We start from the raw sequence: 22,723 nt of genomic DNA, 5'->3' as shown, positions 1-22,723 counted from the left end.
GGCTGCGCGCCCGGTCGTAAGACAGTGGTGGCGCGCATGACGATCCGCTAACCTGCCCCCGTTGAAAAACCGAAGAAAGACATCATGAATACGATTCGTATCCCCGCGCTGCGCGCTGCCCTGGCCGCAGCGGGCTTCCTCTCGGCCGGCGCCGCCTTCGCGCAGGCCGACCTGATCCTCACGAACGGCAAGATCGCCACGATGGCGAAAGAAGGCGAGTTCGTGCAGGCCATCGCCGTCAAGGACGGCAAGGTGCTCGCCACCGGCAGCAACGCGAACGTGCTGAAATTGAAGCGCGCGAACACGCAGGTGATCGACGCGCACGGCCGCACCGTGATCCCGGGCCTGAACGACTCGCACCTGCACGTGATCCGCGAGGGCCTGAACTACAACATGGAGCTGCGCTGGGACGGCGTGACGTCGCTGAAGCGCGCACTGGAGATGCTGAAGGAGCAGGCCGCGCGTACGCCGGACGGCCAGTGGGTGAAGGTCGTGGGCGGCTGGAACGAATGGCAGTTCGAGGAAAAACGCTTGCCCACGCTGGAAGAAATCAACGCCGCCGTGCCGGACAAGCCCGTGTTCATCCTGTACCTGTACGGCCTCGGCTTCCTCAACAAGAAGGGTGTCGAGACGCTCGGCTACGACCGCAACACCAGGTACAAGGATGGCGAAGTGGAGCTGGACGCGAACGGCCAGCCGACCGGCAAACTGATCGCCAAGCCGAACGCGCTGATCCTGTATTCGACGCTCGCGAAGACGAACAAGCTGGGGCACGACGACCAGGTCAACTCCACCTTGCAGTTCTACCGCGAACTGAACCGCCTGGGCGTGACGAGCGCCATCGACGCTGGCGGCGGCTTCCAGAACTACCCGGACGACTACGGCGTGTCGCTGGAACTGGCGAAGCAGGGCAAGCTGACGGTGCGCACGGCCTACTATCTGTTCGCGCAAAAGGCCGGCAAGGAACTGGAAGACTTCCAGCGCTGGCTGACGATGACGCATCCGAAGCAGAACGACCACATGCTGTACCCGAACGGCTTCTCGGCGGAAGGCGCGGGCGAAAACCTCGTCGCCAGCGCAGCCGACTTCGAGAACTTCCTGGAGCCGCGCCCGGACCTGCCGGCCTCGATGGAACACGACCTGGAACCCGTCGTGTCGCTGCTCGTGAAGAACCGCTGGCCGTTCCGCCTGCACGCGACGTACGGCGAGAGCATCGCGCGCGATCTCGACGTCATCGAGAAGGTCGATGCGCAGACGCCGCTGAACGGCCTGCGCTTCATCATCGACCACGGCGAGACCGTGACCGACGCCGACCTCGCGCGCATCAGGAAGCTGGGCGGCGGCATCGCCGTGCAGGACCGCATGCACTTCCAGGGCGAATCATACTGGAAGCGCTACGGCGAACAGACGCGCCAGATGCCGCCGATCCGCAAGATGCTCGCGCAGGGCATCCCCGTCGGCCTGGGCACGGACGGCACGCGCGTCTCCAGCTACAACCCGTGGCCGTCCGTGTACTGGGCCGTCACCGGCAAGACCGCCGGCGGCCTGCAGATCTGGCAGGACGGCGACCGCCTGTCGCGCTTCGAAGCCCTGAAGCTGATCACGACGGGGTCCGCGTGGATGAGCGGCGAGGAGAAGGTCAAGGGCACCCTGAAACGCGGCCAGTACGCCGACTTCGTCGTGCTGCCGCAGGATTACTTCGGCATGGACGCGGAGGGCATCAAGCGGCTCGAGAGCGTGCTTACCGTCGTCAACGGCAAGGTCGTGTACGGCGCGGGCGACTATGCACCGCTCGCACCGAAGGCGCTGCCGGTGTCGCCGGCGTGGAGTCCCGTCGCGACGTACGGCGGCTACCAGAAGCGCTAAGCCTCGCCCGCCAGCGCGGCGCGCGCCGCGTCGACCGTCTCCGCGAGGAAGTCGGCGACGGCGCGCACCCGGCTGGATGCGGCGAGATCCGCATGCAGCACGAGCCAGACGCCGTCGCTGAACACGTCGCCCGGCGCCAGCACGCGTACGAGATCGGGATCGGTGACGAGGAAGTCGGGGATGATGGCGAGGCCGAGCCCCGCGCGCGCGGCCGCGATCTGCGCGCGCAGCGTGGACACGGCCAGCACCACGCGCGCATCCGGCGCGCGCTTCGCGAGCCACTGCGCGGCCGGCAGGTGCGCGTGCGCTTCGTCCCACGTGATCATGGCGCGGCCCGCGAGCGGATCGTCGGCAGGTGCCGGATGGCGTGCGAGATAGTCGCGGTGCCCGTACACGCCATACGACATCGCACCGAGCCGGCGCGCCTTCAGGTTGCCGTGGCTGGGGCGCACGAGACGCAGCGCGAGATCGGCGTCGCGCCGGCCCAGTTCCACGGCGGCCGTCGTCGTGACGATCTCCAGGCGCAGCTGCGGATGGCGCGCGACGAAACGGGGCAGGGCGGGGATCACGAGGTCGGATGCGAGGTTGTCCGACGTGGCCAGGCGCACGAGGCCCGACACGCCGGGACTCAGGCCGGACGCGCCCCGTTCGAAGGCGAGCATGTTGTCCTCGACCGCCTCCGCGCGCCCGAGCAGTTCGCGGCCTTCGTCCGTCAGGTGGTAGCCCGTCTGGTGGCGGGCGAACAGGCGCGTGGACAAACGTGCCTCCAGCTCGGCGATGCGCCGGCTGACGGTCGACTGGCTCACGCGCAGCACGTCCGCCGCGCGCGTCAGGCTGCCGCCGCGCGCCACTTCCAGGAAAAATTTGAGATCGTTCCAGTCCAAAGGGTTTTCCATTTTTGGAAAATGATCCGCCGATTATTGGTGTTTTCTTTGCAAGGCGCAACGACTACATTGTCACCAAGCCGCCGCGGGCGGCATTTTGCAAAAAAAGGATGAAGAACATGCTGACGACTCGACAACTGGGATCCCAAGGACTGCAAGTCTCCGCCATCGGCCTGGGCTGCATGGGCATGAGCCACGCCTACGGCACGCCGGACGACGCGGAATCGATCGCGACGATCCACCGCGCCATCGACCTGGGCTGCACTTTCTTCGACACGGCGGAAGTGTACGGCCCGTTCACGAACGAGGAATTGCTGGGCCGCGCGCTGGAAGGCCGGCGCGACCGGGTGCAGATCGCGACCAAGTTCGGCTTCGTCATCGGCAAGGGCCATTTCGCCGGCGCCGACAGCCGCCCCGAGCACATCCGCGAAGTCGTCGAGGCCTCGCTGAAGCGCCTGCGCACGGACCGCATCGACCTGTTGTACCAGCACCGCGTGGACCCGAACGTGCCGATCGAGGACGTGGCGGGCACCGTCAAGGACCTGATCCGCGAAGGCAAGGTGCTGCACTTCGGCCTGTCGGAAGCGGGGGTTGCGACGATCCGCCGCGCGCATGCCGTGCAGCCCGTGTCGGCGCTGCAGAGCGAGTACTCGATCTGGGAGCGCAACCTCGACGCCGACGTGCTGCCCGCGCTGCGCGAACTGGGCATCGGCCTCGTGCCGTTCAGCCCCCTCGGCCGCGGCTTCCTGACCGGTACGGCGAAGCGCGCCGAGGACTATCCGGCCGACGACTTCCGCGCCCAGAACGACCCGCGCCTGCAGGGCGAGAACTTCGACCGCAATCTCGCGATCGCCGGCCTCGTGAAGGAGATCGCGGCACGGCACGGCGCGCTGCCGGGGCAGGTGGCGCTGGCATGGCTGCTGGCGCGGGGGGACGACATCGTGCCGATTCCGGGGACCAAGCGCCGTACGTATCTCGAGCAGAATCTCGCTGCGGCCGATCTCAGGCTGGATGACGAGGACCTGCGCCTGCTGGACGGGGCGCTTGAGCAGATCGGCGTGGCGGGGGCGCGGTACAACGAGAAGGCGATGGCGATGGTGGATCGTTGATGGGGGGCGCGGCCTCGCGCATGTCAAGCGTTCCCCGTGGCGTAGCGCAGGTTCTCGACCGGTACCCCGGCGCGCTGGCTCGCATAGATGACTTTGGCGACGCCGGTGTAGTACTCAGGCTTCACCGGTTCGATCACGAGCGCCATGTTCGGGTTGTCCCGCAAGGCCGACCTGAGCGCGTCGACCAGTTCGGCATTCCCGGCCATGACGCGCCCATCGATGCTGATCGTCTCGTCATCGGTCACGCGCACGTGCAGTGAGTCATCCATGGCGCGCGGCCCGGTTCGCGCCATCCGTCGGCTCCAGCCGGCAGTTGTCGAGCGAAGGATCGATGACGTCGACCGGCCCGAACCACTGGTAGACGCCCACGAAGCCGCCGGTGCGGAGAATCCAGGCTTTTTTCGTGCTGCGATCCATGACGATGGTGTGGTGGAAGCCATCCAGCACATTGCTTGCGTCCGGCATGCGCACGCGGATGAACGGGCCGCCGTGGGCCGTGTCGGGTGCGGCGGATTCCGGCACCGCGGTGTTGAAACCCGAGAACGAGATGCCATAGCGCTTCGCCAGCGAGTCGGACAGTGGGCAGGCAAGCGCCTGCGCCGAAGACAGGCCGATGGCGGTGGCCAGCACCAGGTGTTTCATCGTGATTTCCAGTCGTGTGTTCATGTCGTTTCGAATCGGCCCCGCGTAACGATAGCACCTCGGCCGCGCTACAGGCTCACACATTTTCACGCACGCGCGTATGCGTCATGGATGGGCGCGCACGCTTGCGCCAGGCTGTGGACATGAGCTTGAGTACTGCATAGTATCGCTACCGCTCCAGCCTGCCCGCACAGGGCCTTCTCAACTCAACGTCAACGTCCATCCGATGAAAAAACTGTTTTGCTCGCTGTTCCTGTCGGCCTGCGGTCTTGCCGCCATGCCCGCTTTCGCAAGCCCTGTCCTCATCGATTTCGAACACGTCCCCGGCGCGGACGGCGTGCTGGGTACCGCCGACGACGTGCCGACCGCCTCCACCTTCCTGCAACCGCTGGACCAGCTGTACGCCGCGCTCGGCCTGAGTTTTATCCAGGGGACGCTGCTCCAGGCCGACTTCTACGATGGGAATCCATCGAATCACTTCATCAGCTCGACCTATCCGATTGCGCTGCTGAGCAAGCCCGTGACTGCCATCGGCATCGACAGTTTTTCGTCGTGGGATGTGAACCTGGTCGCGTACGACAAGAATGGCCAGACCATCGCCAGCGCAGTGCTGGCCAACCCGAATCCGGGCGGGAACAACCTGCGTGGGCATGTGGCGCTGACCAGTGCGCAGGACATTTATGGATTCGCGATCTACGCGGACGATCCCAACCACATCCTCAACCTCGATAACCTGGAACTGACTTTCGCCGATCCGGCGGCCGCCGTTCCGGAGCCGTCCAGCCTCGCACTGATCGGGCTCGGCGTGTCGCTGGCGGGGCTGATGCGGCGTGCGAAGACGCAGGGCAAAGTGGCCGGGAAGGCCTGAGCCGGCGCGCGGCCCGGCGTGCCGGAAAGCGCCGGGCTGGCATCGCTCAACGCGCGCTCATTGTCTCTCGACGCGAATGATATCGTCGTATTGTCCGAATTCGGGCCTCATGTCGTAAAGCGGCGCTGGATCGAACGACGACGTTGCGGTTTCCGCGCGATGCGGGCGGAAATATTCGCGCCGGATCCGCATCGTGCCGCTTCGATCGAATATGTACGTCACGCCACCCGTCACGTTGTCGGTATCGGCCTCGAACTCCCGATGAACCGCCATCGTCATGAACAGCTTCCCGGCCTCGACTTCGTTGAATGCATACGTCAGCGATTCGCGGAGCAGGCTGTCGAGAAAACCGACGACAACGACCTTGGCGGCGACGTCCACGAAACAATACGGCCGTTCGGCGCTGCCGACGAGCGCCGTATAGGGTTGCCGCTGCAAATGCGCCGCCTCGGCCTTCTCGGCAGGCCAAAGCTCGGTCGTCCTTTTCTTCGCACGGAACCAGCTTTTGCAGTAATGGACAGGGTGTTTCACAGCGAGATCCTTGTCTCGAGAAACGCCAGGTATCTGGCATCGTCTTCCATGAAGAGATCGATCCCGCCACCCATGTACGCGCGCGTCAGTTCGTCGGCTGCCTTGTCGAAGAGACGCTGTTCGAAGTAGATCTGCCCAAGACGCAGGTGAATGTAGGCGTTGCCGAGTCCTTTTGGACAGTGGACCGCGTTATAAAAACACTTGAATGCCTTGTCGAAGTCCTGCGCGTGGAAGTGCACGTCGCCCAGCGCCACATAAATCCACGTCGCCGCTTCCCACTGCCCAGGCTCCCCGGGCAGCAATTTCAGCGCCGCGATGTATTTCTGTTTGGCGTCGTCGGGTCGACCGGCCGACGCCAGCGCATCGCCTTCCTTGCACAGGGCGGCGATCCGCTCATGCACCGTGGCGGTCAGCTTCTTCCAGAAAAATGCCGACCCAGGCATCCAGCACGCCCCAGAAATCGACCGGCTCTGGATTCTCGGGATCTTCGTGCCACCAGATGACTCCCGTCGCTTCGCCGTTGCCCACGCAATTCAGGCACAGGTAATCGCCGGCGCCGTTGTGAAAGACGGCGACGGTTCGCGAGATATCGATGGGCAGCCGGCGTGCGGTGTCGTCGTCGATGTCGAACTTGTCGTCGGACAGGAATGCCCAATCCTCGACCGGCAGCGGTCCCATCGAATTTGCCGGCAGGAAGGTCCACCCGTCGTGCAACTGCGTATAAAAATCGCGGAATTTGGCGGGCACCCAGTCCCAGACCGGACGCAGGCGCTCCGGCACGTCGGTGATCGGCGCGCGGCCGCGGAAAAAGTTCAGGTCCTTGCCGCCGACGGTGTAGAGATACAGCAGCGACAGGGTGTCGTCCTGCTCGCGCATCACGTACAGGTGCTTCAGCATCGTGCGCAGGAAATCCTGGACGCTGGGCCACTCCGCGGCGAAGTCGCTCCATTCCGTGAGCAGCGCGAGCCTGCGGCCGTGTTCCTGCTCGTCGAGGAAGCGCAGCCACTGCACGGGCACGGCCGGATCCGCTTCCGCTTCGGCCGGCGAGGCCATCAATGCGGCCGGCTGCACGAACTGCTGCAATTCATTCAGTACCGCGTTCTTGTCGGGTGTTGTTGTCATCGCTTCGTCTTTCAGTGATTGCCGGTGCACGCTAGCCGCCGCCCAGGAGATTATAAATCTGCTGTTGCAACTCGGCCGCCATGTCGACCTCTTTCTGCATCATCTCCTGCCGGAATGCCGGGTCCACGGCGATGCCGCCTTTCTTGTATTCGGTCCAGTCGGCGAACGATTTCGCGCCCTTCGACGTATTCGCCGTCTCGCTCAGGCCGATGAAGTTGCGGGGATTGTTCAGCACCGCGAGCTGATCTTCCTGCGAGAGCCGGGCGAATCCCTCCATTTCCGTGATCTGCTTCATCGACACGATATGGTCCGCGTGCAACGGCTTCGTCACCGTCAGGCCCGGCAGTGCCCGGTCGGGCATCGGCAAGGTCACGCCTTCGTTGACCTGCTTTTGAATCGCGGAACTCGGCGTCTTGGCGCGCAGCCGCGCATACGTCGATGCCGAGACGCGTGCCGGCGGCTCGGCGGCCGTCGCAGGCGGGCGCAGCGAGACGCGAACGTTCCCGCCGTTCATGCCCAGCGTGCCCGGTTCGACCGACACCTGGACCCGCTGCGCGAACTCCCACGCCCCCGGCGCCGCCTTCGCCCCCAGATACCCGCCCAGGAAACTGCCCGCGATCGCCGACCATTTCTGGCCGTCGCTGCCTTCGCCGAACATCTTGCCGCCGACCCAGCCGCCGCCGATCCCGCCCGCGAACGCGCCGACCAGGCCGCCCACGGCGATCACGGGCCCGGCGAGGACGATCGCCGAGCCGACCCCGACGACCAGCAGCGACGCATGCACCCAGCCCGGCACGAGGTTTTCCGGATTGATCGTGTCGGTCTGCGCCGTGCCGCCGCCGATGTAGACGTTATTCGAACCTTTCGTGATGACGGCGCTGCAGCCCGTCTTGTCGTCCACGCGCGCGGCCGGCATGCCGTTGATGTAGACCTGGCCGCTGCCCGTCGCGATCGGTATCGGTCCCGGATGCTTGGAGCACGCGACCATGTCGACGTGGGCGCGGGCCGCAGCCAGGTTGTTGACGAAGACATTGGACGATCCGGTCATCGCGATGGCGCCGGTGACTTCCTTGGCCGCGAAGCTCATCGTGCTCATCGCTTCGCCCAGGCCCGCACCCATGGCCGCGCCCGCGCCGACGACGGCCACGGCCGCGAGGCCGCCCGTGCCCACGATCGCCACCCCGGCCACCGCGATGGCCGCGCCGATGAGCAGGCCTTTCAGGAGCCAGCTCATGGTCGGGCTGTGCCCGATCGGGTCTCCCAGCCGTGCCGCCGCCGGCATCTAGCGCTCCGCCACCTGATCGAGATGCGCGCGCACCTCCGTCAGACTGTAGAACGGCACGGACGACGAACTGGCCTGGATGTACTGGGCCAGATGCAGCCGTTCCGCCAGCGCCGGTCCCGGTGGTTCCGCCTTGCGTTCCAGCGTGACCGTGCCCGATGGCCGCAGCAGCGACAGGCCGGCGTTCGTACGGGAGACGTTCGCCTGCAGGCGCGTGCCCTCGGCGTCATAGAATTCCCAGTGGTCCTGGTTGACGTCGCGCGCAGACAGTTTGCTGCCCGCCTCGTGCCTGTCCGCGAACACGTGCAAGGTCTTGCGCGGTTCGGACAATGCGAAGATCGTCGGCAGGGCGGGGGACGGCGCCGCGGGCGGCCCGTCCTGAGCCTTCGGCAGCGGGCGGCGCAGCCTGATGCTGTCCACGATGGCGTCGAACGCGGCATTCCACTCGTCGCTGAACTCGCGCAGGCACGTCGCCGCCATCAGCATGGCCTCGATCGTGCCCGGCTTGCTGCCCTGGACCAGCGTGATGACCTGGCGCTGGTGCATGAAGCCCGCCTCGTTGCGCCAGCTGTAGGCCAGTTCCAGCGCCGGTGCGCCGTCCACAAGGCGTTCCGTCATCGCCTTCAGCTGGAAGCGTGGCAAGGCGCGCGTCAGTTCCTTCGTCAGGCGCTCGCCGAACTGGTCCAGTTGTTCCTCGGGCTTGACGTCCGCGTGCGAGACGACGACGTTGAACTCGCTCGGACCATCGTCGCGCAAGGTGAACATGTGCATCGTCTTGTCCTTCAACTGCGCGGGCAGTTCGAAGGTGGCGTGGTTGGCGTGGTACATGGCGCGCTCGCTCATTTGCTCATTTGTTCAAATCGATCCGGCTGCCCATCACGGCGACGTTCACGCCCTGGATCAGGATCGTGCCGTCGGCCTGCAGCACGATCTTGCTGCTGCCGACTTCCAGCGTGATGTCGGTGTTGGCCTTCAGGTGGATGTGCTCCGTCTGCGACGTCAGCTCGATGTTCTGCTTCGCGGTCTGGTGCAGGTGGGCCGTTTGCGCCACGAGTTCGATGTTCGTCTTGGCCGTCGCGTGGATGTAGTCGTCTTCGGCGGTCAGCTCGATGTTGGTTTTCGCCGTGTCGTGGATGTGGCCCGTCTGCGCCGTCGTCACGATGTACTGCTTGACCGTGTTGGTCTGGTAGCCCGTGCTGACCGTATTGGTCTGGTGCGGTCCGTTGACGACGGTCGCCTGCGTGTTCTGCACGGTCGTGACCATATCCTTCTGCGAATGGATGTTGATCAGTTCCTTGCCCTTGCTGTCATGGATCACCATCTCGCAGAAGCCGCCGCCGCCCGGCGTGGAGCGGCTCTTGAAACCCATCATGTGGGCGCCATCCGGCAGGCCGTACGGGACCGGTTGATCGGCATTGAACAAACGTCCCGTGCAGACGGGGCGGTCCGGGTCGCCCTCGAGGTAGTCGATGATGACTTCCTGCCCGATGCGCGGCACGGAAATCGTGCCCCAGCCACGCCCGGCCCACGGCTGCGAGACGCGGATCCAGCACGAGCTGCGTTCGTCGCGGCGGCCGTAGCGGTCCCAGTGGAACTGCACCTTGATGCGGCCGTACTGGTCCGTGTGGATTTCCGTACCCTTGGGGCCGACGACCGTGGCCGTCTGCGGTCCGGGCATGCGCGGCGGCGGGTGCGCGCGGCGCGGGCGGTAGGGGATCTTGCGGCGGATCGCGGTGAACGTGTTGCGGTAGACGTCGCTCTGGCCCCGTTCGAAATAATTGTTGCGGGCGCTGACCTGCACCGACAGCACGAGGAAGTCGTTGTCGCCCTCGGTGGCCGGATCGAACCAGTGGTGGCCCTGCAGCTTGAACGTGCGTCCGGCAACGAGGCCGCGGCAGTCGGAGGCGCCCGTGAAGACCTTGGCCTGCCACTCCAGTACCTCCAGGCGCTGGCGCGCTTCGCGCTGGCCGTCGTCCTTGTCCTTGTACGAGAAGGCCGGGTTGCCGTCATAGATTTCCATGGCCGGCATGTCACCCTGCTGCGTCACGGTGGGCAGCTCCACGTACTGCATCGCATTGGGCGCCTTGAAGTCGAACGTGTTCAAGGCGACCTTGGTCGGCTGCAGGTTGCGTTCGGCGGCGAACGCCGTCACGCTGTCGCGGTCGTGCCAGCGGTTGCCGCCGTTGAATTCGACGTCGGCGTGATCCGGCTGCGGCGGGCAGAACGCGCCCGAGCGCGAATCGTCGCTGATCACCATCACGTGGCCGTTCGGCTTGTGGTCGAAATAGTAGAACAGCCCGTATTTTTCCATCAGACGGCAGACGAAGTGCTCGTCCGTCTCGTCGTACTGCACGATGTAGTTTTCGGGCCGGTAGGTCTGGCTGACGCGGAATTCGTAGGCGGCGAGGCCGTTGTAGTCGCCTTTGAAGATCGTGTCCAGCACGTCGAGCACGCTCTGGTCCTGGAAGATGCGCGAGTTGACGCGCTGCTTCAGGTAGCTGAGCCAGGGCACGATCTGCGCGTGATAGAACGCGAAGCCGCCGTCCGCATGGCTGAAGCCGAACGAGTGCACGTAGCCGTTGACGAAGTGTTCGCTGCCGTCCGCGAGCTGCACGCCCACGCTGACGTTCTTGCCCATCAGGTCTTTCAGGTCGATGGCGGCGTTTTCCGAAATCAGGCTGAGGTTGAACACGAACTGGTCGGACATGGCCGACGAGCCGCTCAACGACTCGATCAGCAGGGTCTTGTCGCCCTGCAGCGGCGAATAGAAACGCAGCAGGCGCTTGCCGTCGTTGAACTTCGCCAGCAGGGATGTCACGACCGATGCGGCGTCGTCCTGTCCGGCGGGATCGATATTCGGCGGCACGTAGTGCGGCTCGTTGCCGGCGAAATCGTTCACGGCCTGGCCCGCCAGGGGGTGTTCTTCGATGGCGAGATGTTCTGCCGCCGCATCCTGCGCCAATGCTGCGGGCTGGCCCGCACTTTGTGCCGCGCGTTGTCCCGCATGGTCGGCCAACGCGCCGGCGTGCTGCGCCAGCGAGTGCGCCTGCGATGCGACCTGGAGCGCCTGGGCCAGCTGCGGACTGGCGTGGCCGGCCAGACCGACGACGCCCGACGCCAGGGCCGCGCCGCCCGAGCCGGCTTTCAGCAGCGTAGCGGTGTCGAGGGCGGTGCCGGCCACGCCGAGCGCCTTGATCCGGTTATCGAGCGAATCTGATGACATATCGCAGCTCCTGCATCGAATGTGTCCTCCGCACGGGGGATTGTTAGATTTATGTTAAATCATGTATATACTATCAGAAATTTCCTGTTCGTTAAATCGGCCATTGGCGCCGTTCACAATTGTTTTCCTGCGAGCACCATGTCTGACTCTTCGAGCAACTGGACCGATCTGACGCGCACCCTCGACACCATGCAGCGCCACTATGCCCAGGCCGGCGCGCAGGCCCGGCTCGACATCGCGCGGCGCGTGCAGCGCTGGTCGAACGAGGCGAGCGCGACGCTCGGCCGCATCGCCGACGCGGGCGCCGACATGGGCGGCGTGCGCAACGCCCTGGCCGTCAAGCAGGCGCTCGACGCATCCCGGACGCGCTTCGCGGAACTGCTCAGGCAGCAGTTCGCCGGCCTGAACTTCGCGGTGATCGTCGACGTGTTGTACGAGGTCATGAAGCAGATGGCGCTCTACCTGGGCGGCGGCGCCGTGCTCGGTGCGGCGGCGGGCGGGGCGCTGGGATCGCTGGCTTTTGGCGTGGGCGCGATCCCGGGCGCGGCGGTGGGCGCGCAGGCGGGCGTCGCGATCGGCGGCGAGATCCTCGTCTGGATGGGTCTCGGGATGCTGGTCATGGACATGAGCAGCACGGTGCCGGACCTGTGCCGGCACGCCGCCCACGGTTTCGCGACCGCCTGGCACGCCGGCGACCTGCCGACGGACGCGACCGCCCGGCGCACGACGATGCTGCGTGAGGCGACGGAATCGTTCGCGCAAGGGCAGATGCTGCTCGTGAAGGCAATCCTGACGGCGCTGGTGCTGTACCTGTCGCGCGGCCAGGTGCAAAGTTCGCTCCTCGTGCGCAACCTGTCGAACAGCAGGTTGGGTCCGAAGTTCGCGGAATGGGTCGGCCAGAACCGTGACAAGCTGATGACGCATCCGAACCTGCAGCCCAGGCTCGCCTCGGCGCAAGGCCAGGCCGAAGCCGGCGCGGGCAAGGGCGTCGCGAGGGAACCGGTGGAGGTGCAGAAACCGGCAGAGAAGCCGTCGGAGGTCAAGCGCGGCGTCGCCACCAGCAAGCCGCCGTGCAACCTCGTCGGCCAGCCCGTCAACCCGATCACGGGCGACAAGATCCTCCTCGGCGACCTGGACCTCGACTTCGCGTTACCCGCGCCGCTGCCGCTGGTCTGGCAGCGCACGTACAGCTCGGCGCTGCACCGCGTCGGCTGGCTGGGCCAGGGCTGGGCGCTGCCCATCAGCGACAGCCTGCAACTCAGCGCCGACGAGGTCGTCGTGCTGGACGCGTTCGACCGCGGCATCACGTTCTCGCTGCCGCGGGTCGGTGACGCGATCTATTCGCCGTCCGAACAGATCACGCTGGCGCGCACGGGAGATACGACGTTCGAGCTGGTCGACAACAATGGCCTGCGCACGCAATTCGCCGTCCTGTACGGCGACGGCATCGCCCGCCTGACGGGCTGGCAGGACGCCAACGACAACCACATCCGCGTCACGTACGACGCCCGCCGGCTGCCCGCGCGCGTGGACGACAGCGCGGGGCACAGCCTGGCCCTCGAGTTCGGCCGGGTCGCGGGCGGCATGCGCCTGCTGGGCGTGACCTTGATGCCCGCGGAACCGGAAGACAGCGCGCATACGCTGGTGTCCTACGAGTACGACGGCGCGGGCGACCTGCGGCGCGTGCGCAACCGCGCGGGCGACGTCGTGCGCGAGTTCGGCTACCGTAACCACGTCATGGTGGAGCACGGCCAGCCGGACGGCCTCGTGTCGCGCTATGAATACGACGTCGAGGGGCCGGATGGGAAGGTGCTGCGCAACTGGACCAACACGGGCCAGTGGTGGGCGTTCCGCTATCTCGACAAGGAAACGATCGTCACCGACCAACTGGGCCGCGCGCAGCACTACCGGTTCGACGCGCACGGGCGCCTGGTCGCGCAGGTGGATGCGGCGGGCGGCGTCACGACGCATCGTCTGGACGACAACGACAACCTGCTCGAACTGACCGACCCGGCCGGCCGCACGGTGCGCTACCGCTACGACGAGCGCAGCCGCATCGTCCGTGTCGAGCGGGGCGGGCGGGGCACGGGTATCGTCTACGACGCGCGCTTCGACAAGCCGGCCCTCATCACCGACGCCCTCGGCGCCACGACGGTACTGCGCTACGATGCGCAGGGCAACCTGACCAGCGTGACGAACGCGCTGGGCCAGCGGACCGCGTACCAGTACGACGACCGCGGCCTGCCGGTGAAAGTCACCGACGCGCGCGGCGGCGTCAAGGCACTTGCCTACAACCGCGCCGGGCAGCTGATCCGCTACACGGACTGCTCGGGCAGCACGAGCAGTTTCGATTACGACGACCAGGGGCGCCTCGTGCGCGCGCTCGACCCGAACGGCAACGCGAGCACCTACGCCTACGACGCGCTCGGCCGCCTGCACGCCGTGACGCATGCCGACGGGACCACGGAGCGCTACGAATACGACCGGCTGGGCCGCCTCGTCGCCCACGTCGACGCCGCGGGCCACCGCACCGCCTACGAACTCGATCGCGACGGCAAGCCGCTGAAACGCATCGACGCGCGCGGCGGCGTGCTGGAATACCGCTACGACACGGCCCGCCGCATCGCGGAACTGATCAACGAAAACGGCGACGTGCACCGGTTTGTTTACGACACGCTGGACCGGCTGGCGGAAGAGACCAGTTTCGATGCGCGCGTGACGCGCTACCGCTACGACGACAGCGGGTTCATCGTCGGCAAGGACGAACTGGGCTGCGCGCCGCGCACGGAGACCACGCCGATCGCGACGACGTATGTGCGCGATGCGCTGGGCCAGCTGACGGAAAAGGTGATCTCGCGCGTGACGGGTGCGGCACAGGCGCAGCAAATGCGGTTGCGCTTCGCCTACGACGCGCTGGGGCGCATGACGCAGGCGATCAATGCGGATGGCGTTGTCAGCATGGCGTATGACGCAGTCGGCCAACTGATCTCGGAGCAGACCGACGCATCGGGTACGTCCTTCGTGCTGCGTCACGCCTATGACGAGCTGGGCAATCGAGTGCAGACGACGCTGCCGGATGGCCGCATCCTGAACAACCTGTACTACGGCTCGGGTCACCTGCACCAGGTGAACCTGGACGGCGAGGTCATCACCGATATCGAACGGGACCGGGCGCATCGTATGATCGCCCGCACGCAGGGGGCGCTCGTCAGCCAGTTCCGGTACGACGCGGTGGGGCGGCTGTTGTCGCAGACGGCGGGCGAGGGCGCGTCGACCGTCATCGCGCGGCAGTACGAGTACGACGAGGTGGGCAATCTCGTGTCGATCGACGATCAGCGCAATGGCGTGACGCGTTACAGCTACGATCCGATCGGACGCATTTTGTCGGCCGTGCAGCCGCAGTTGAGTGAGCGGTTTGCGTTTGACCCCGCGCATAACCTGCTCGATGCCACCGTGGCGCCGGTTGGCCGCGTCGAAGGTAACCGTATTCGCGTGTATGAGGACAAGCGTTACGACTACGATGCGCATGGCAATGTCGTCGAGAAGCTGGTCGGCAAGCATACGCGGATGCGGTTCGAGTGGAATCCGGGTCATCAGCTTGTTCGCAGTGTAGTCGCACGTGGGTCGTCCGATACTGCGCAGACCGTCAGTTATGCCTATGATCCGTTCGGGCGCCGGATTGCGAAGCGGGATGCGTTTGGCGTCACGCAGTTCGTGTGGGATGGGAACCGGTTGCTGTGCGAGCAGCGGGGGAGTCATTCGAGGACGTACGTGTATGGCGAGGATGCGTTCGTGCCGCTGGCGCGGGTGGATACCGTCGCTGATGCGGGTGGCGCGGCGCGGGCTGAGGTGCGGCATCTGCATACGGATCATCTCGGGACACCGCGGGAGATGACCGATGCGGGTGGGCGGGTCGTGTGGGCTGCGCGGTATCGGGCGTGGGGGAATGTGCTTGAGGTTGTACAGGAAGTGGTGTCCGCTGTTCTACCTTCCGATGAGATCGCGGAGGCGCAGCCTATTCGGTTCCAAGGGCAGTACTACGACAGCGAAACGGGGTTGCATTACAACCGGTTCCGTTACTATGATCCGGATATTGGCCGGTTTGTTTCGATTGATCCGATTGGGCTAGGCGGCGGTGTTAATACTTTTTTATACTCGGCCAATCCAACTGCTTCGATTGACCCGTTCGGTCTAAGTCCTTGTAAGCCCGGTAGCTCAGACGAAAATCGCTTATTCCGGGCGATTAGGCCGGACGAATTAGAGTCGATCGAGGCCGGAAATGGTATCGTAAGGCCAACGCCTTCGCATAAAACAACGCCAACACAGCATATCGCAGGTACAAAACATAGTCGTGATCCGTTTATCTCAACGACCAAGAATGAGAACGTTGCTAAAATAAAGTACGGTTCAGATCAGGGGAGAGGTCTACAGGGCCCATATATTGAGATCGATAAATCGAAGATATCTGTGGAAAATATTTTCGATTTTTCGACGAAAGAGCTCGCTGCTATGTTAAAAACGCCTTTTACGCGCGCTGCGGCGGTGGCTGATGAGGAGGTGCTGATTTATGGAGGCATTCCGCAGGAAGCGATCATTAGGATCGAAAAAGGAGTAGTCGAATGAAGAAGGAGCTTAAGCTGGAAGTCATGGAGAGTATGGACGAATTCGCACATGCTGTACGAATGAATCGTGATTATAGTGATGATCAATTCGAGCGAGTAAAAGCTTTGCTTTCTGATCTCGCCGGCGCGGTGAGAAATGATCATGTCATAGACAAAGACCTCGCGTTGAGCCTATATGCTTTGCCTCAAACTGTCCGGAATATGTTTCTTTCATACGAAGGGTCGATTGAAACGAGGCCCCAACGGTTTGATAGACTTGAGGACGCATGGATAGATTTGGATGCCCTTGTATTGGAATGCCTTCAACCTCCTGACGTGTGAGCAGGACGAAACATTAGTCGAGTGTTCGTTGGGCTAGCAGGTCGATGAGTTCGGGATGACGCAGTCTGTGCGTTTTCTAAGAGCAGTATGTCGACACCGTAATCGGATTTCATTACAACCGGTCCTTGCTAGGCTCGTCAGGCATTAGCTCAACCGAAAACAGTATAGGGCAGCCCAGTACTCGCCTGTGTGCCAAATGCAACTCGCTCTGGCGTGGCGCACACCTCTGCGGCGAACTAACTCGTCATTCACGACCATTGAGAATTCATCGGTTATGGCGAAATACTCCGCGAAGATAATTTGTCGCTAGCAAGGAAAGATTGGAATCGGCAAGGAGCTTTGTCGAATTTCTCTCTGCACTTTCGGGCAATCCAGACTTTATTTGATGATCGTATATGCAAAGATATGAGGGCAGGTAGCTTCTTCGATTATTGGAATGTTATTTTTTGTCTGCTATTGACCACGGTCATGGGCATGAATAAGTCCGCCGGGAAGTCTATCGGCGGGCCAGGATCCCTGTGCGTTTCACCTTCCGCCTAATGCCGTGCCCTCAGAGTGGAGTGTAATTCCGCCGGGAACCGTTCCATCCACACCATTAGCTCAATAGATGATTGCATTAATAGAAAACACCAAGCAAATTTTTGAAGATTATCATCGTTTTGGCGACGGGCTAATTTTATCGTTCGGGTACTTTTACGCATCTAATGAGCCGCTCGTTGCAGAAATAGTTCTTTACGCTCGAAATCATAAGCTGGACGGCAACGTTTGGCGCAAGGTTAAAGTGGTGGTTAGAGACGTCGAGGAGCTCGTTGCAAAAGTTAAGGGAAATCAATTTAATTCCATATCCTCCGGAGTGAAACTGCTTAACTTTGGAGATTTGTGGTGTATTGATATTGACGGCGATTACAGTCTGGCTGGCGACCCGAGTTCCCTGGATGAAGTGCGCGAGGACGGACAGTGCTACGTCATTGGGCGCCAAGTCGAAGCTTGCGAACTCAACGAAGTTGCATGACAACGATGATGGTCTCTTTGGCAGCGGCAGAGGTGGAGAAATTAGTTGCTGCCCATCAATCGGCAATTGATTTTGGATTGCCCTCTGATGCGGTCAGCGATGAATGGCTGGTAAATGCAGAAAACGCGCTAAATCGAAACTTGCCAGAATAATATAAGTGGTTTCTCAAGCAATATGCAGGCAGCGAAAGCCAACAGTGTGGATATATCTCCATAATAACAATGAAAGAATAGGGTTGGCGAAGAGCTTCACCGAATTCCTATCGGCGCTCACCGATAATCCAGATTTTATTTGAAAGTCTTATATGCAAAGATATGAGGGTAAGCCTCTTTGTCGATTATTGGAATGTTATGTTCTGTCTGCTATTGATAAATTGGATGAAGAGCAATGTGAAGCTTTGCGCCGTATTGAGTCAAAGCTAGCTCTCACATACAATCGAAGTGGAACATGGCGTGAGATAATTCACGATAAAATGGGCTTCCCTGACTCTCTGCCGCAAAAAATCCGTGAAATATGGGAAGATAACCTGGTGCGCGTTCGCGCTAACGGAGGGGAAATCGATCCAAATGAGTTCGCAATGGCATTTGTGGACCAGAATTTTCCTGAGGTTTGCGCCTGATTAAACGGAGTGCTAGGTGCGTCTTTTGGCTGGGGTTCATGAGTTGCCAACAATGCCAAAGAGTAGGGCTGCTCCATCAGCAAGCGCAATATGAAGCAATTCCGAGCGTGGAAGTGCGGTGTGCGCTGACATTGAACCCAGCCAGCGTGTGTTGTCATGATGAAACCCCGGATCAGTCTGTTTACCGAGCAGGAGCGTGAAGACCGGCGCGCGTTATTCGGTGGTCCATTGGTTGGCCTGGTCGAGCATGTAGATTTCGAGGCGCTGGCAGCAAGAATCGATGTGGCTGCGCCGCGTCCTTCGCGTGCCAAGGGCGGCCGTCCGCCGTACCCGACGGTCCTGATAATCGAGATCCTGATACTGCAGCAGTTGGACAACCCGGCCGATGACACGCCGGAGTATCAGCTGCTGGGCCGCCGCAGCGTCCTGCGTTTCCTGGACCTGACTGAAAGCAGCAGCATCCCGCACGCCAAGACGATCTGGCTGTTCCGTGATCGCCTGGCGCGGGCCGGCGTAGGCAACCAGGTATTCGAGCAGGTCCAGCAACAACCGCTGGCGCAGGGCTATCTGACACGCTGCGGCCAGATCGTCGACGCCTCGCTGGTGCAGGCCCCGGTCCAGCGCAACAAGCGCGAGGAAGCTGAAACGGTCAAGGAAGGCACGATGCCTTTGAATTGGAAACCGCACAAGCGCGCAAAAGGACGTCGATGCAAAGTGGACCAAAAAGCACGGCAAGACCCACTTCGGCTACAAGCTGCACGTGAACGTCGACAAGCGCTGCAAGCTGATCCGCAAGATCCCCATCACGCGTGCTGCCGTAGCCGATACCGTTGTCTTCGAGGAACTGCTCGATCCGGGCAACACCAGCCAGAACATTTACGCCGACCGTGGCTACCCCAGCATTGAATGGGTGACCCGGTTGAAGCAGGCCGGTTGGCGTACACACATTCAGCGGCGCGGTCATGCGACCAAGGGCATTTCCGAGACACAGCAGTGACGCAACCGCGCGATCGCCACGCCGCGCGCCCGTGTCTAGCATGTAGTCGGCTTCTGGCGCTGATGGGCGAAAAACTGGTGCGCTGTCTCCGGGCGACTGCCGCAATCAAATCACGTTGATGAAGCGACGTGGCAACGCTGAAGCAAGCATTACATCGCCTTGCTCATGCTGAAAACCGGGTTATTCGAGGCCGCCATAATGCCCAGGGATTACCGAGGGAGAAGGTGAGTTTTGAAAACAATGGAGCACTAAATATCCAGAGTCACTCAGTGCGAATAATCGCTATTTGATCGAAAACTATGCTCGATTAAAGGTGTCGTCAAGGATTGATCAAACCTGATAAATGTATTTCCTGAGCATAGTAGTTATATGAGCGATATCTTGATTCATCACCATGTGAATCAGGGCCAATATACGATTCCGGTCCCTGGCAAGACACACGATGGCTCTGGTGGTATATGGCACTTATAGAAAGGATTCTAATGAAACTTCTGTCCGTTGAAGAGATTGAAGCGGAGCTGGATAGGGAATTTACTCCGCTCGAGCCGACATTATCAGGATTCAGGCTCATCGAAAAAAATACTCCTGACAGCCCTATCAAGTCCGCAGAAAAATTAATCTCGACCAATTTCCCCAATGGCTTTCGAGAACTCATCGCCAAATTTGATTTTGGTAACCTTACAATTGGTCCAGTAGTATTTTGTTCTTCTGGGGATTACCTTGCGGAATTAGTTGATCTGAACTCGAATGTGATGTGGTGGGGAGGAGATCAGCGGCCAGAGAATATAATAATGATCGCTAACTCAGACCCTTTTGCTATCCTCTTGAATACAAATTCCGGTTCGGTTTACGCATTCGATTCTGAAACCGGCTGGAAAAAATCAAAGAAGATATCCGACGATTTCTTTGGGTTTTTTTTCGCTTTGAGTACCGTCGTCTTGACACGTAATCAAACTTTGGACCGCCGTAAACTGGCAGAGGAGATCTTGGAAGAGATTGGTGCCGAAGATTTCGAATTTTGGCTTCGTCTTGCAAACTAGAGCTAAGCGAGCAGGTTGTAACCTTGGTAAAATATTAATGCCGATCCTTGCAAGATGATGAGCTCAGGGTTCACGCATCCGTGTGCGCTGTTAGCCTTCGCACGGTTCTGCTAAAGGGTCTTAGCTGGTGGAAGCAAGCAATTAATAATATCCGGGCGTAAAGCGCTAACTTTACCGAACCTGTGGCCTGATCGTTGGCGACGATGAACTCGGCAACCGGCCTCAGACGACACTGCCGGATGGCCGCATCCTGAACAACCTGTACTACGGCTCGGGTCACCTGCACCAGGTCAACCTGGACGGCAAGGTCATCACTGACTATATTCCCTCCAGGGTGGACCGGTAATGGAAAAAAGTTTAACCAAGCCCGTGGACATCTCCTCGGAAACCAACTCGGGGGCTCCGGTGATATTGCGGAAAATTTAGTCACATTGCAGAAAAATTGGACGAATAGCCCAGTGATGCGCGGATATGAGGGGCAGGTGCGAGCGGCCGTGGAGGGTGGGCAAACCGTGCAGTATTCCGCGACGCCTAATTGTAATGGATTAAATCTGATACATCGAGGAGTAACTCTCATTGGTGAAGGGCAAAATAGTTTTAGTCTGGTGTCACAATTCTCAACCCTATTGGATTCTAAAAATGAGCGTCAGCGACGTCGCAAGATTGATTACTCCGCCAAACAATCCAAACGAAGCTCCCCAACAGCGTGATTGGTCGAATATTGAAGCCGCGCTTGCAACTTCTCTTCCCGAAGATTATAAAGAGTTTATAAACTTATTTGGCACTGGGAAGATAGATAATTTCATATGGATATTCAATCCGTTTTCACAAAACGAAAATGTAAATTTGGCAACGAAAGTTCATGTTCAGTTGACTGCATTGTTCGAACTTCAGGCGTACGGAGAGGTGTTGCCTTATAAGTTATTTCCTGAGTCTAATGGAGTTTTTCCATTCGGAATCACCGAGAATGGCGATGTATTATACTGGCATACAGTCGGGCAGCCCGATGCGTGGACGGTGCTAGTCAATGAAGCTTGGTCGCCCGATTGGGAAGCGTTTGGGATGATAATGACAGAATTTTTATTCAAAGTTTTAGGTCGTCAAATACGCCCTAACGCGTTCCCAAGCGCCTTTCCTAGCGCCACACCGAATTTCATTCGTGGACATTAAAAGGCTTCGAGGTTCGTCTCAACGGTGTCCAAAGGCGACGAACGAATTGGTACTTTTGATCCAGATTTAGTCACGTCGTGGCGCACAAGCGGGAAAGTTATTTTCGGAACGAATATTGAGAGAATGGCGACAGGTCGCGCGTCGATTGGCACGGATGGGAAGCCCATACACCTTCACCACATGCTCCAATCAAATGACAGCGCGATAGCTGAGTTGACGCAGACCTTCCAACAGAAAATAGTAAAATAATTCACATTAATCCCAACGTTATCCCTTCGCGGATTGATCAGTCTTCAAAAACGGCAAATGTCCGATATCTCAGGCTCCCATCGGACGAGCATGTGTTGTACGCTGAGAATTTTTATGAGTTTCTTGGGAAACGATTTGATGCTGATGGCTCATGATGCCTCAATTCAGCGGTTTGGATTTCGCAAGATATTTAGCCGTCAATTTTTCGCGAGAATTCTTCTCAAATAAATAAATTAGTTGACGCGCTCGTCGACGCGGTAGCGTCAGCCGTGGTGCGCTGCGGATGATTTTGGGATTGTTTGTGAAAATATATCATTCGATTCAGAATTTGCTTGGTGAGTTACACGGACTTAACTGGGATTCGGCACTTTTTATTAATGGAAGTGCGTGGCGGTGCGATCCTCAGCACACAGAGATCCTCGTTTTGGAAGGGGATGGAGAGCTCGAAGACGTCGTTCCATGGACGCATTTGCCAAAGATTGCGGAAGTTAGGAATGTGCGGCAACTATTTGATATGGAAACTTTTCGAGATGTAGTTAATTTCGAACGGAAGAGAAATCCTGGAGCGTCTGTTTCGGAAATCATCTTCGCCATAAATTTTTATCGTGAGAATGATGACTTCTATGATCCGCGGAAATGATTGACCGGTAAAAAAGCACTGGGTTTCGTGGAATAATGCTAGTAAAAATGGGCTTACCACCAAGCCCGGGCCACCCGGATATACACCTGGTTCGGGTAAAGGCTTCCTTGTCGGTGAGGAATTTCCCGGGTATCCATGGGAGTCTTATGCTAGATTTCACTAAAATAAATTTCAGCGACGCAGCTATAAGTGCCATACGCGTATCAGAGTCGTCAGTAGAGATCGACTATCTCGATTGGCAAGAACGGAAGCATACTTTGATCTTCGTTAACGTAATAAGCTGTTGTATGTTCAGTCCTTACGGAAGAGCATTGAGCCACGGTGAGTTGGAGACTGGAACGGATTACATTCGCGATTGTTGCAATGTGGCGGACGAGAATTCTTTTGAGCATTTTTTTGCCTTTAATTTCGTCGATGCCTGGGCCGACTCAAAGATATTGCGCATTGTTGCTGAGGCCGTGACAGAAAGACTCTAAGTAGTCATATATGCACTGGTGTGCTCATTAGCGACGCACGCCGAGTAGGT

The 22,723-nt window shown here is 60.4% G+C and carries 23 protein-coding genes and 1 pseudogene; 15 read left to right on the top strand and 9 right to left on the bottom strand.

The genetic code is table 11. The features are described from left to right. Window positions 1–84 precede the first annotated feature (84 nt). Window positions 85–1,866 (top strand): amidohydrolase, encoded by a 1,782-nt coding sequence (locus ACEN9H_RS17400; protein ID WP_413671414.1) that lies wholly within the window; start codon window positions 85–87, stop codon window positions 1,864–1,866. Here ACEN9H_RS17400 and ACEN9H_RS17395 read toward each other — a convergent pair. Next, window positions 1,863–2,762: a LysR family transcriptional regulator gene (locus ACEN9H_RS17395; protein ID WP_413671413.1), complete on the bottom strand. Its 900-nt coding sequence runs from the start codon at window positions 2,760–2,762 to the stop codon at window positions 1,863–1,865. The genes ACEN9H_RS17400 and ACEN9H_RS17395 overlap by 4 nt on opposite strands. Window positions 2,763–2,869: 107 nt before the next feature. Between ACEN9H_RS17395 and ACEN9H_RS17390 the strand changes: the two genes are divergently transcribed. Then, entirely contained in the window at window positions 2,870–3,859 is a 990-nt protein-coding gene (locus ACEN9H_RS17390; protein WP_413671412.1) for an aldo/keto reductase, read from the top strand. A gap of 23 nt (window positions 3,860–3,882) precedes the next feature. On the opposite strand, the gene ACEN9H_RS17385 is transcribed toward ACEN9H_RS17390, so the two are convergent. After that, a complete protein-coding gene (locus ACEN9H_RS17385) occupies window positions 3,883–4,128 on the bottom strand; it encodes a hypothetical protein (RefSeq protein WP_413671411.1) in 246 nt (81 codons plus the stop codon). Continuing rightward, window positions 4,121–4,525 carry a hypothetical protein gene (locus tag ACEN9H_RS17380; RefSeq protein ID WP_413671410.1) on the bottom strand — a complete coding sequence of 135 codons (405 nt, stop codon included), beginning with the start codon at window positions 4,523–4,525 and terminating at the stop codon, window positions 4,121–4,123. Before ACEN9H_RS17380 ends, ACEN9H_RS17385 begins: the two co-directional genes overlap by 8 nt. Before the next feature lie 202 nt (window positions 4,526–4,727). Between ACEN9H_RS17380 and ACEN9H_RS17375 the strand changes: the two genes are divergently transcribed. Continuing rightward, window positions 4,728–5,369 (top strand): PEP-CTERM sorting domain-containing protein, encoded by a 642-nt coding sequence (locus tag ACEN9H_RS17375; RefSeq protein WP_413671409.1) that lies wholly within the window; start codon window positions 4,728–4,730, stop codon window positions 5,367–5,369. A 57-nt stretch (window positions 5,370–5,426) separates the two neighbouring features. Here ACEN9H_RS17375 and ACEN9H_RS17370 read toward each other — a convergent pair whose 3' ends face one another. Genes ACEN9H_RS17370 through ACEN9H_RS17345 form a run of 6 tightly spaced genes read right to left on the bottom strand, consistent with a single transcriptional unit; the run spans window position 5,427 to window position 11,527 of the window. Further along, window positions 5,427–5,900 carry a hypothetical protein gene (locus tag ACEN9H_RS17370; RefSeq protein WP_413671408.1) on the bottom strand — a complete coding sequence of 158 codons (474 nt, stop codon included), beginning with the start codon at window positions 5,898–5,900 and terminating at the stop codon, window positions 5,427–5,429. Continuing rightward, a complete protein-coding gene (locus ACEN9H_RS17365; RefSeq protein WP_413671407.1) occupies window positions 5,897–6,301 on the bottom strand; it encodes a tetratricopeptide repeat protein in 405 nt (134 codons plus the stop codon). The genes ACEN9H_RS17370 and ACEN9H_RS17365 overlap by 4 nt, the downstream gene beginning before the upstream one ends. Further along, complete coding sequence (locus ACEN9H_RS17360; protein ID WP_413671406.1) at window positions 6,294–7,022, bottom strand: SMI1/KNR4 family protein; 729 nt, start codon at window positions 7,020–7,022, stop codon at window positions 6,294–6,296. The genes ACEN9H_RS17365 and ACEN9H_RS17360 overlap by 8 nt, the downstream gene beginning before the upstream one ends. 31 nt (window positions 7,023–7,053) lie before the next feature. Beyond that, complete coding sequence (locus ACEN9H_RS17355) at window positions 7,054–8,304, bottom strand: PAAR domain-containing protein (RefSeq protein ID WP_413671405.1); 1,251 nt, start codon at window positions 8,302–8,304, stop codon at window positions 7,054–7,056. Continuing rightward, complete coding sequence (locus tag ACEN9H_RS17350; protein WP_413671404.1) at window positions 8,305–9,147, bottom strand: DcrB-related protein; 843 nt, start codon at window positions 9,145–9,147, stop codon at window positions 8,305–8,307. Window positions 9,148–9,151: 4 nt separating this feature from the next. Further along, window positions 9,152–11,527 carry a type VI secretion system Vgr family protein gene (locus tag ACEN9H_RS17345; RefSeq protein ID WP_413671403.1) on the bottom strand — a complete coding sequence of 792 codons (2,376 nt, stop codon included), beginning with the start codon at window positions 11,525–11,527 and terminating at the stop codon, window positions 9,152–9,154. 138 nt (window positions 11,528–11,665) lie between these two features. Between ACEN9H_RS17345 and ACEN9H_RS17340 the strand changes: the two genes are divergently transcribed. The 12 genes and pseudogenes from ACEN9H_RS17340 to ACEN9H_RS17285 all read left to right on the top strand — a co-directional run bounded on the left by ACEN9H_RS17340 (window position 11,666) and on the right by ACEN9H_RS17285 (window position 21,557). Further along, window positions 11,666–16,150 (top strand): DUF6861 domain-containing protein, encoded by a 4,485-nt coding sequence (locus tag ACEN9H_RS17340; RefSeq protein ID WP_413671402.1) that lies wholly within the window; start codon window positions 11,666–11,668, stop codon window positions 16,148–16,150. After that, window positions 16,147–16,470, top strand: a complete 324-nt coding sequence (locus ACEN9H_RS17335; protein ID WP_413671401.1) for a hypothetical protein — start codon at window positions 16,147–16,149, stop codon at window positions 16,468–16,470. The genes ACEN9H_RS17340 and ACEN9H_RS17335 overlap by 4 nt, the downstream gene beginning before the upstream one ends. Window positions 16,471–17,077: 607 nt before the next feature. Next, window positions 17,078–17,482 (top strand): hypothetical protein, encoded by a 405-nt coding sequence (locus tag ACEN9H_RS17330; protein WP_413671400.1) that lies wholly within the window; start codon window positions 17,078–17,080, stop codon window positions 17,480–17,482. Beyond that, entirely contained in the window at window positions 17,479–17,634 is a 156-nt protein-coding gene (locus ACEN9H_RS17325) for a hypothetical protein (protein ID WP_413671399.1), read from the top strand. Before ACEN9H_RS17330 ends, ACEN9H_RS17325 begins: the two co-directional genes overlap by 4 nt. Before the next feature lie 152 nt (window positions 17,635–17,786). Next, entirely contained in the window at window positions 17,787–18,101 is a 315-nt protein-coding gene (locus ACEN9H_RS17320; protein ID WP_413671398.1) for a hypothetical protein, read from the top strand. A gap of 156 nt (window positions 18,102–18,257) precedes the next feature. Then, window positions 18,258–18,629 (top strand): annotated as a pseudogene (locus ACEN9H_RS17315) (transposase); the annotation flags it as partial. 232 nt (window positions 18,630–18,861) lie between these two features. After that, on the top strand, window positions 18,862–19,098 hold the full coding sequence (locus tag ACEN9H_RS17310; protein WP_413671397.1) for a transposase: 237 nt from the start codon (window positions 18,862–18,864) through the stop codon (window positions 19,096–19,098). A gap of 336 nt (window positions 19,099–19,434) precedes the next feature. Further along, on the top strand, window positions 19,435–19,569 hold the full coding sequence (locus ACEN9H_RS17305; protein ID WP_413675593.1) for a hypothetical protein: 135 nt from the start codon (window positions 19,435–19,437) through the stop codon (window positions 19,567–19,569). 11 nt (window positions 19,570–19,580) lie between these two features. Further along, complete coding sequence (locus ACEN9H_RS17300; protein ID WP_413671396.1) at window positions 19,581–20,138, top strand: SMI1/KNR4 family protein; 558 nt, start codon at window positions 19,581–19,583, stop codon at window positions 20,136–20,138. A 314-nt stretch (window positions 20,139–20,452) separates the two neighbouring features. Then, a complete protein-coding gene (locus ACEN9H_RS17295) occupies window positions 20,453–20,848 on the top strand; it encodes a DNA/RNA non-specific endonuclease (RefSeq protein ID WP_413675592.1) in 396 nt (131 codons plus the stop codon). Next, window positions 20,778–21,308 carry an SMI1/KNR4 family protein gene (locus ACEN9H_RS17290; RefSeq protein ID WP_413671395.1) on the top strand — a complete coding sequence of 177 codons (531 nt, stop codon included), beginning with the start codon at window positions 20,778–20,780 and terminating at the stop codon, window positions 21,306–21,308. The genes ACEN9H_RS17295 and ACEN9H_RS17290 overlap by 71 nt, the downstream gene beginning before the upstream one ends. Window positions 21,309–21,332: 24 nt before the next feature. Continuing rightward, complete coding sequence (locus tag ACEN9H_RS17285; protein WP_413671394.1) at window positions 21,333–21,557, top strand: HNH/ENDO VII family nuclease; 225 nt, start codon at window positions 21,333–21,335, stop codon at window positions 21,555–21,557. Window positions 21,558–22,723: the final 1,166 nt, after the last annotated feature.

It is taken from the genome of Massilia cellulosiltytica (assembly GCF_047325105.1).
GTDB lineage: Bacteria > Pseudomonadota > Gammaproteobacteria > Burkholderiales > Burkholderiaceae_D > Telluria > Telluria orientalis.
This window is presented reverse-complemented; position numbering and strand designations above follow the sequence as displayed.